The organism is Micromonospora zingiberis (assembly GCF_004331455.1).
Taxonomy (GTDB): domain Bacteria; phylum Actinomycetota; class Actinomycetes; order Mycobacteriales; family Micromonosporaceae; genus Micromonospora; species Micromonospora zingiberis.
On the sequence record NZ_SJJR01000030.1, the window covers coordinates 43,053 to 50,436 of the forward strand.

General features: G+C 68.3%; 6 protein-coding genes and 1 pseudogene. 6 read left to right on the forward strand and 1 reads right to left on the reverse strand.

Annotated features, from left to right (window positions below; genetic code table 11):
• Positions 1–111: 111 nt before the first annotated feature.
• Both E0H26_RS27355 and E0H26_RS27360 read left to right on the forward strand, forming a co-directional pair.
• A complete protein-coding gene (locus E0H26_RS27355) occupies positions 112–621 on the forward strand; it encodes an NUDIX hydrolase (protein WP_131308998.1) in 510 nt (169 codons plus the stop codon).
• Complete coding sequence (locus E0H26_RS27360; RefSeq protein ID WP_131309001.1) at positions 614–1,429, forward strand: nucleotidyltransferase domain-containing protein; 816 nt, start codon at positions 614–616, stop codon at positions 1,427–1,429. The genes E0H26_RS27355 and E0H26_RS27360 overlap by 8 nt, the downstream gene beginning before the upstream one ends.
• Positions 1,430–1,490: 61 nt before the next feature.
• Here the strand turns inward: E0H26_RS27360 and E0H26_RS27365 are convergent, their stop codons facing one another.
• On the reverse strand, positions 1,491–2,357 hold the full coding sequence (locus E0H26_RS27365) for an AraC family transcriptional regulator (protein ID WP_131309004.1): 867 nt from the start codon (positions 2,355–2,357) through the stop codon (positions 1,491–1,493).
• Between the two features lie 374 nt (positions 2,358–2,731).
• Here E0H26_RS27365 and E0H26_RS27370 point away from each other — a divergent pair, with 374 nt between their 5' ends.
• The 4 genes and pseudogenes from E0H26_RS27370 to E0H26_RS27385 form a co-directional block, all read left to right on the forward strand.
• A complete protein-coding gene (locus tag E0H26_RS27370; RefSeq protein ID WP_131309007.1) occupies positions 2,732–3,103 on the forward strand; it encodes a hypothetical protein in 372 nt (123 codons plus the stop codon).
• Entirely contained in the window at positions 3,100–3,570 is a 471-nt protein-coding gene (locus tag E0H26_RS27375) for a roadblock/LC7 domain-containing protein (RefSeq protein ID WP_131309010.1), read from the forward strand. The genes E0H26_RS27370 and E0H26_RS27375 overlap by 4 nt, the downstream gene beginning before the upstream one ends.
• Before the next feature lie 419 nt (positions 3,571–3,989).
• The gene (locus tag E0H26_RS27380) at positions 3,990–4,376 is read left to right on the forward strand and encodes a hypothetical protein (RefSeq protein WP_131309013.1); all 387 of its coding nucleotides are present in this window, start codon (positions 3,990–3,992) and stop codon (positions 4,374–4,376) included.
• A gap of 2 nt (positions 4,377–4,378) precedes the next feature.
• Positions 4,379–7,384 (forward strand): annotated as a pseudogene (locus E0H26_RS27385) (hypothetical protein); the annotation flags it as partial.

Here is a 7,384-nt window from a genome sequence, read left to right on the forward strand (position 1 = left end):
GGCCGGCGGGCCGAAACGGGCGGATCGACCGTCCGGGCCCAGGATCGGTGGGGGTGGTGCGGGTCCGGGCCGGGTGCGAGGCGACGTCCGGCGGAGGGCTAAGGTCGCCGGGTGGGCGTACCGGACTACATCCTGCGGATGCGTAAGCACGTCGGACATGACCTGCTCTGGCTGCCGAGCGTCAGCGCGGTCGTCCGCAACGACGCGGGCGAACTGTTGCTGGGCCAGCGCGCCGACGACGGCCGGTGGGCGGTGGTGAGCGGCTTCGTGGAGCCGGGCGAGCAGCCGGCCACCGCGGTGGTCCGCGAGGTGCTGGAGGAGACCGGCCTGGAGGTCGAGCCGTTACGGCTCAGCAGCGCGGTCTCGCACCCGCACCGCTACCCGAACGGGGACCAGTGCGAGTACCTCAACCTCGGTTTCCACTGCCGGTTGCTCGGCGGCGAGGCACGGGTCAACGACGACGAGTCGCTGGCCGTGGCCTGGTTCCCGCCGGGCCGGTTGCCCGAGTTGGACGAGCACTCCCGGCTGGTGATCCGGCACGCCCTCGGCGCGGAGCACTCGGCGTTCTTCCTGCCCCCCGGCACGCTGTGGGGCGAGCCCGGCGAACTTGAGCATGGATGAGCCACTCCGGCGGTACCTGACCGAGTTGGTCGCGGTCTGCGCTGACCTGCTCGGTGCCGGGCTCCACGGTTCGTACGCGGCCGGGTCGGTGGGCCTGGGCGCCTACCAGCCGGGCCGCAGCGACGTCGACGTGGCGCTGGTCTGCGCCGACCGGCTGGACCGGGCGGTCGCGGGCGAACTGGTGGCGCGGCTGCGCCACGAGGCGCTGCCGTGCCCGGCACGGGGCCTGGAGTTGGTCGTGTACCGGCGGGAGGTGGCCCGCTCCGGCACCCCCGAGCCGGGGTTCGAGGTCGAGTTGAACACCGGCGCCGGGATGGACTTCCGGGCCTCGTACGGGCCGGCCGACCGGCCCGCCGCCGACGGCCTGTTCTGGTACGCCCTGGACCGCAGCATCCTGCACCAGAGCGGGCGGACCCTGTCCGGCCCGCCCGCCGCCGAAGCCTTCGCCGACCTGGCCCCCGACGACCTGCGCCGGCTGATCGGGGAGGCGTTGCGCTGGTGGCTGGCGCTACCCGTACCGCCCGGCGAGGTACCGGCCCCCGGCGCCGAGGACGCCGTCCTCGGCGCCTGCCGGTCCTGGGTACGGCTGCGACACGGGGTGTGGCTGCCCAAGGTGGCCGCCGGCCGCCGGCTGCTGGCCGACGCCGGGCCGCTGGTCGACGCCACCAGCACCGACCTGGTCGAACGGTCGATCGCCGCCCGCACCGGTGGCACCCCGCCGACCGGCCCATCGGCCCGCGAGTTCCAGCGCCGGGTCCTCGCCGCCCTCGGCGACCCGGTACCCCCGGCCGCGCACCGCCCCGCCTGACCCGGATCGGCGCTCGACCCGCCGCCCGGCGCGGGCGGTGCCGACCCGGATCGGGTGTGCCTCAGGCGGAGACCGGTTCCACCGGGATCCACAGTTCGGCCTCGGCGTGGGCGCCGTCGGCGGAGAGCCGGGTACGGGAGATCTCCGGCCCGGGGCGGGAACGGTACGGGTTGGACGGGAACCACTGGGTGAACACGTCCCGCCACAGGTGTTGCACGGCCGCCGGGAACTCCCCGGACACCTCGAACACCGCCCAGTCGCCCGCCGGCACCGGCAGCACGTCCAGATCCGCCGGCACCTCGGCGCCGGTGACCACGCCGTACCAGTAATCCAGTTCGGTGCCCTCCTCGCGGTTGCCGGCCAGCCCGTCGCTGACGTTGACGATCCCCGCCGGTTCCTGGTCGGACAACGCCTCGATCCGCTCCCGGGTCGCCGGCTCGATGCTCCGGACGAAGGCGACGATCGCCGGGTTCATCCCCTCGTGCACCAGCGGTACCCGGGCCTTGCGCCCGACCAGCGAGAACGGGTCCTTGCGTACGATGCGGTATCGCATGCTGCTGCTCCCTTCGACGATGAGTCGGAAGGACATCCGGGGCTGGGCGTGCAGCGGCGCCTTCGTACGCCGAGCCTCGCCCGGACCGACGCCGTGCACGGCCCTGAACGCCCGGGCGAACGCCTCAGCCGAGCCGTACCCCCAGCGGACCGCGATGTCGAGCAGCGTGCGCTCCCCCGCGACCACCTCCGCCGCCGCCATGGTGAGCCGTCGGCGGCGCACGTACTCGGACAGCGGAATGCCGGCCAGCGCGGAGAACAGCCGCCGGAAGTGGTACTCCGACGTGACCGCTATCCGGGCCAGTTCGGCGATCTCGACCGGCCGGTCGAGGTGCCGCTCAAGGTGCTCCATCGCCTGGTTGAGCCGCTCCAGCACCGGGTCTCCCTCCCTTGTGTGGTCCAAGCTATGGCCGCACCGGGCCGGTCGACCCGACATGCTGTGCCCGGTCGGGTCGGGTGCGTACCCCGGGTTACCTCCGTACTCTCGGAAACCGCCCGCCAGTGCCAGATTTCCCAGCTCACAGGTGGAGTAGGTAGCAGCGAAGTGAACCACCAGACATCCACCGCAGCGACGATCTCCATCAGCCCGGCGGTCACCTAGCGTGGCCCGCTCAGTCTGTTCGCGCTGCTCGGGGTGCAGATGAGACGGAACGTGTGCCACCCTCGTGCGAGATTTCTTCGTCGGGACCGAATCTCCCGGAAGACCATGCGCTGGCGTGGGTAGCCGCGCCAGTCAGACCTGGAGGCACCGTGGCCAACCTCGACTCCGCACTCAAGGACGCCATGACCATCGACGGCGCGATCGGCGTCGCGCTCGTCGACTACACCAGCGGGATGACGCTCGGCGTGGCCGGTGGAACCCCCGAGATCGACCTGACCGTCGCGGCGGCCGGCAACACCGACGTGGTACGCGCCAAGATGCGCACCATCGAGATGTTGAAGCTCAACGACGACATCGAGGACATGCTCATCACCCTCGGCGGCCAGTACCACATCATCCGGCCGCTCACCGGCTCCAACGGCAAGGGCCTCTTCCTCTACCTGATGCTCAGCAAGTCCCGCTCCAACCTGGCGCTCGCCCGGCACCAGCTGCGCGCCATCGAGGAGCAGTTGGAACTGTGAACAACCGCGACACGTTCCTGCCCCGCCGTACCGCCCGGCAGCCCGCCGCCCCGCCACCGCCCAGGCTCCCACCGTCACTGGCCGGCAACCCGTCACTGCCGTACCCGGCGATCGGGACCGAGATGGCCGAGCTGCGCCTACAGATCCCCGGCGTGCAGGGAAGTGTCCTTGGCGGCGTGGACGGACTACGCATCACCCACGACGTACCGGTCCAACTGGACCCGGACGACCTGGCCGCGATGGCGGCGGCAACCTTCGGCCTGGGCCGCCAGGTCAGCCTCCGTCTCGGCCAGGGCGACTTCCGCCAGTCCACCGTCCGCAACCACGGCGGCTACTTCGCCGTGTACGCGGTCGGCCCGCAGGCCCTGCTCTCCGTGGTCGGCACCGACGCCATCAACGTGGCCCGACTGCACCTGCACGCCCCACCGGTCGCGGAACGTCTGGCCACGCTCCTCGAACAGGTCTGACCCCGACACCGCTGCGGCGCCACAGACCGGGCGCACCGCCATCGCGTACGCCACGCGGCCCACCCGCGTGTTCCTCGCTGCCCGATGGCGGTGCGCCCGCCCTTTCCGGCCACTACCGGCATCAGCTCACCCCACCGGGCCGTAGCGCCACCGCCGACATGCCTCGGCAGGTGGGATCTGCTCGGCGATGGCTGCGGGCATCGGACCAGCAGCCTTGAACGCGGCTCTGAGCCGGTGGGCGACGGACGAGTCGACCTGTACGCCGACTTTCGCCCAAGGCCCATCGACCGGACAGTTCAGTTGGCGGTTGCCGTGATTGACGCTTTGTGTTCGCGCCCGCGAGCGCCGTGGCTGGCGCCTACTAGACTGTGGCGCTCGGGTACTGCTGTCAGCGCCTTCGATGATCAGGGGTGTATTAGGTGGCAGGTCGTCAGGTTGCCTGGACCGCGGGGGTTGGGGTAACGCTAGCCGCGATCAACAGCGCGGTGATCAACGAGCTTCACGGCGGCTGGAAGTGGTGGGTCGCCTGCAGCGTCCTGACGTTGGCCGGAGCGGTGCTGGCAGGGTGGCTGGCAGCGCGGCCGATGGACACGCAGCAACGGATTGGGCGGGGTGCGGTCGTCGCTGGCCGGGACATCGGTGGCCGGGTCCGCACTGATGGGTCCGCAGTTGCCTCGGTCCACGACCTGTCGCCCGCACTGGGGGTGAATCCCGGCGCGGTCGTCGCCGGACAAGACATCACCGAACAAGCGGACATCGACACCACGGGACAACAGCCCGGACGGACACCGAAATCGGGCGGCTAATAATGAGCCGATCGTGGCAGCTTGCCCCCGGTGCGGTAGCGGCCGGGCGAGATATTTCTGGCACCGTTAACACTGGGCCGACCTACGTACAGGTCACGGCTGGCCGCTTCGATCAGGTTCATGACGCGGTCTTCGACCCAGCACCGCTGTTCGAACTCCTGGACCTTGCACGATTTCAAGGCCGTAAAGAGTTGATCAGCCGTATTGACGAGCGAATCACCACGACCGACCGTGGGTATGTGGTCGTCCGCGGCGAAGCCGGGGTCGGTAAAAGCACACTGGCGGCGCATCTGGTCTGGACCCGTCCGTGCGCTTATCACTTCACTGGGCTGGATGGTGGCGCGCGTAACCCGGTCGAGGCACGTAAAAGCCTGGCAGCTCAACTGATCGGCGCTTGGCGGTTGGCTCAGCGCTTCACCCCCGGAGACGTCTTTCCAGCTGCAGCAGAGCGGCCGGACTGGCTCGCCAAGGTCATTCGAGCAGCGATAGCAGCTCGAAATGAGCAGCATCCGCCAGCGGAGCGCCGGCCGATAGTGCTGATCGTTGACGGCTTGGACGAGGCCGAACCAGATCCACCAGGAATGGGCACCGGAATCCCACTCGGACTGCCCACCCCGGACGCCTTACCTTCGGGGGCCTACATCATCGCGACCAGCCGATACGGACTTCCCTTAGTGGCGCTGCGTGATCCACTCCGGGTTGGCTGGTCACAGATCGATGTGCAAGGCGCCGACAACTTGGCCGACATGGCCGCCTACCTCCGGGGAGCCACATCCGGCCCCAACTCAGATCCGGCCCTAGCTCGGACACTTAGCGATCACGGAGTCACCGCCGAGGCTTTCACCACGACGTTGCTAAACCGCTGCCAAGGCGTGTGGATCTACCTCCGCTACGTACTCGACGAAATCCGCGCCGGACTTCGCCCCCCAAACGATATCGCCTTCCTGCCAGACCGACTTCGCGGGTATTACGAACAGCATGTCCAAAGATGGTCCGAGCATCATGCCTGGGAACATATACACCTACCCGCCTTGGCCCTGCTCGCTGCACTCAGACGTCGCATCACCATCAAAGACCTCGCCGCCGCCTTGCAACAACCGGGCGTTACTGGCGAACTGACAAAGTGGCTAGACGGGCCAGCCCGTGCCTTCCTCGATGTCACTACCGGTGTGGGCGACGTGCGCCAGTACCAGGTCAGGCACCAGAGTCTTCGAGACCTCTTCATCGCCCCCGCCACCGCTGACGACCGTGAGCCCCTCGACGCCGGGCTGACCGAACGGTTGCATGCCGCATGGATGGCAGCACATCGAGCGATCGCTATGTGGCTCATCCCATTCCAGAACAGTACTACTGGGCGGCGTGATTGGGCCGGCATGGATCACTACACTCGCCTGCAGTTGCCCAGCCACGCCGCCGCTGGCAAGGTTCTCGACGACCTCGTGACAGATCCCGGTTTCCTGCTCTCTTTTCCGCCCGGACAGGTCCTGTGGCATCGACACACCCTGACCCGCCGTCAGAACATCACCGCAGCCGCCGCTCTTGAGAGCGCCGCCACCAGTGATTGGTCCAACAGGACCGAATCTGAACGAGCATGGTGGCTACATATCTGGGCCCGAAAGACCCGGTCGACCCACCTTGCCGACAGGCTCACCTCTGGCGGCTATGAATGGCCTTGGCACGTGCATAGCGCGGTCTGGTCTGGCGCCACTGCCCGCATCCTTACCGGACACACTGGGGCAGTTCTCACGGTTACGGTGCTGCCTGGCCCAGACGGGCAGTACCGCATTGTCTCCGGCAGCAATGACCGAACAGTACGGGTATGGGATCCCGACAGCGGTAGTCTGTTGGCCGAACTCACCGGACTCGGGGAAGGGCTGTCAGCGGTGGCCGCATTGCCTGGCCCAGACGGGCAGTACCGCATTGTCTCCGGCAACAACGACGGGACGGTGCGGATATGGGATGCCGATTCCGGCACCCTACTAGCCGCCATTGCCGCCCACACTAACGAGGTGTGCTCGGTAGTGGTGCTGCCCGGAAAGGACGGACGACACCGCATCGTCTCCGCTGGCGACGAAACGATATGCGTATGGGACCCCGACAACGGCACTCAACTAGCCGAACTTACCGGCCACACCAGCGAAGTGACCGCTCTGGCAGTGCTGCCGAGCCCGGACGGGCGACACCGCATTGTCTCCGCTGGGGACGAGACGGTACGGGTGTGGGACCCCGACAACGGCATCCCGTTGGCACGACTGACCGGTCACACAAGCTGGGTGTCGTCACTAGCGGTGCTACCCAACGCGGACGGGCGGCACCTCATCGTCTCGGCCGGCGACGGGACCGTACGGGTGTGGGACCCCGACCAAAAAACTCAGCTAAGCGTGCTCGGCGGGCATACCAGAGGGATTTCTGCGGTGGCGGTACTGCCCGGTCTGAACGGACGACACCGCATTGTCTCTACCGGCGACGAGACGATACGGGTGTGGGACCCCGACAACGGAACCCAGCTGGCCGAGCTCACCGGCCACACCAACGAGGTGACCGCCCTGGCCGTCCTTCCCGGCCCGGAAGGTCAATACCGCATCGTCTCCGGCAGCAGCGACGAGACGGTACGCGTGTGGGACCCCGACAACGCCACTGAACTCGCCGAACTCACCGGCCATCCCAGCGAAGTGACCGCCCTAGCAGTGCTGCCTACCCCAGACGGCCGACACCACATCGTCTCCGGCAGCAGCGACGAGGCGGTACGGGTGTGGGACCCCGACAACGGAATCCAGCTGGCCGAGCTCACCGGCCACACCAACGAGGTGACCGCCCTGGCCGTCCTTCCCGGCCCGGAAGGTCAATACCGCATCGTCTCCGGCAGCAGCGACCGGACGGTACGCCTGTGGGACCCAGACAACGCCATAGAACTCACCGAACTCACCGGCCACACTGACGAAGTGACCGCCCTAGCAGTGCTGCCTACCCCAGACGGCCGACACCACATCGTGTCCGGCAGCAGCGAC

Bases quoted from the DNA above. Each gene is read 5' to 3' on its own strand.
- E0H26_RS27360 (WP_131309001.1), top strand. From the start codon at position 614: ATGGATGAGCCACTCCGGCGGTACCTGACCGAGTTGGTCGCGGTCTGC.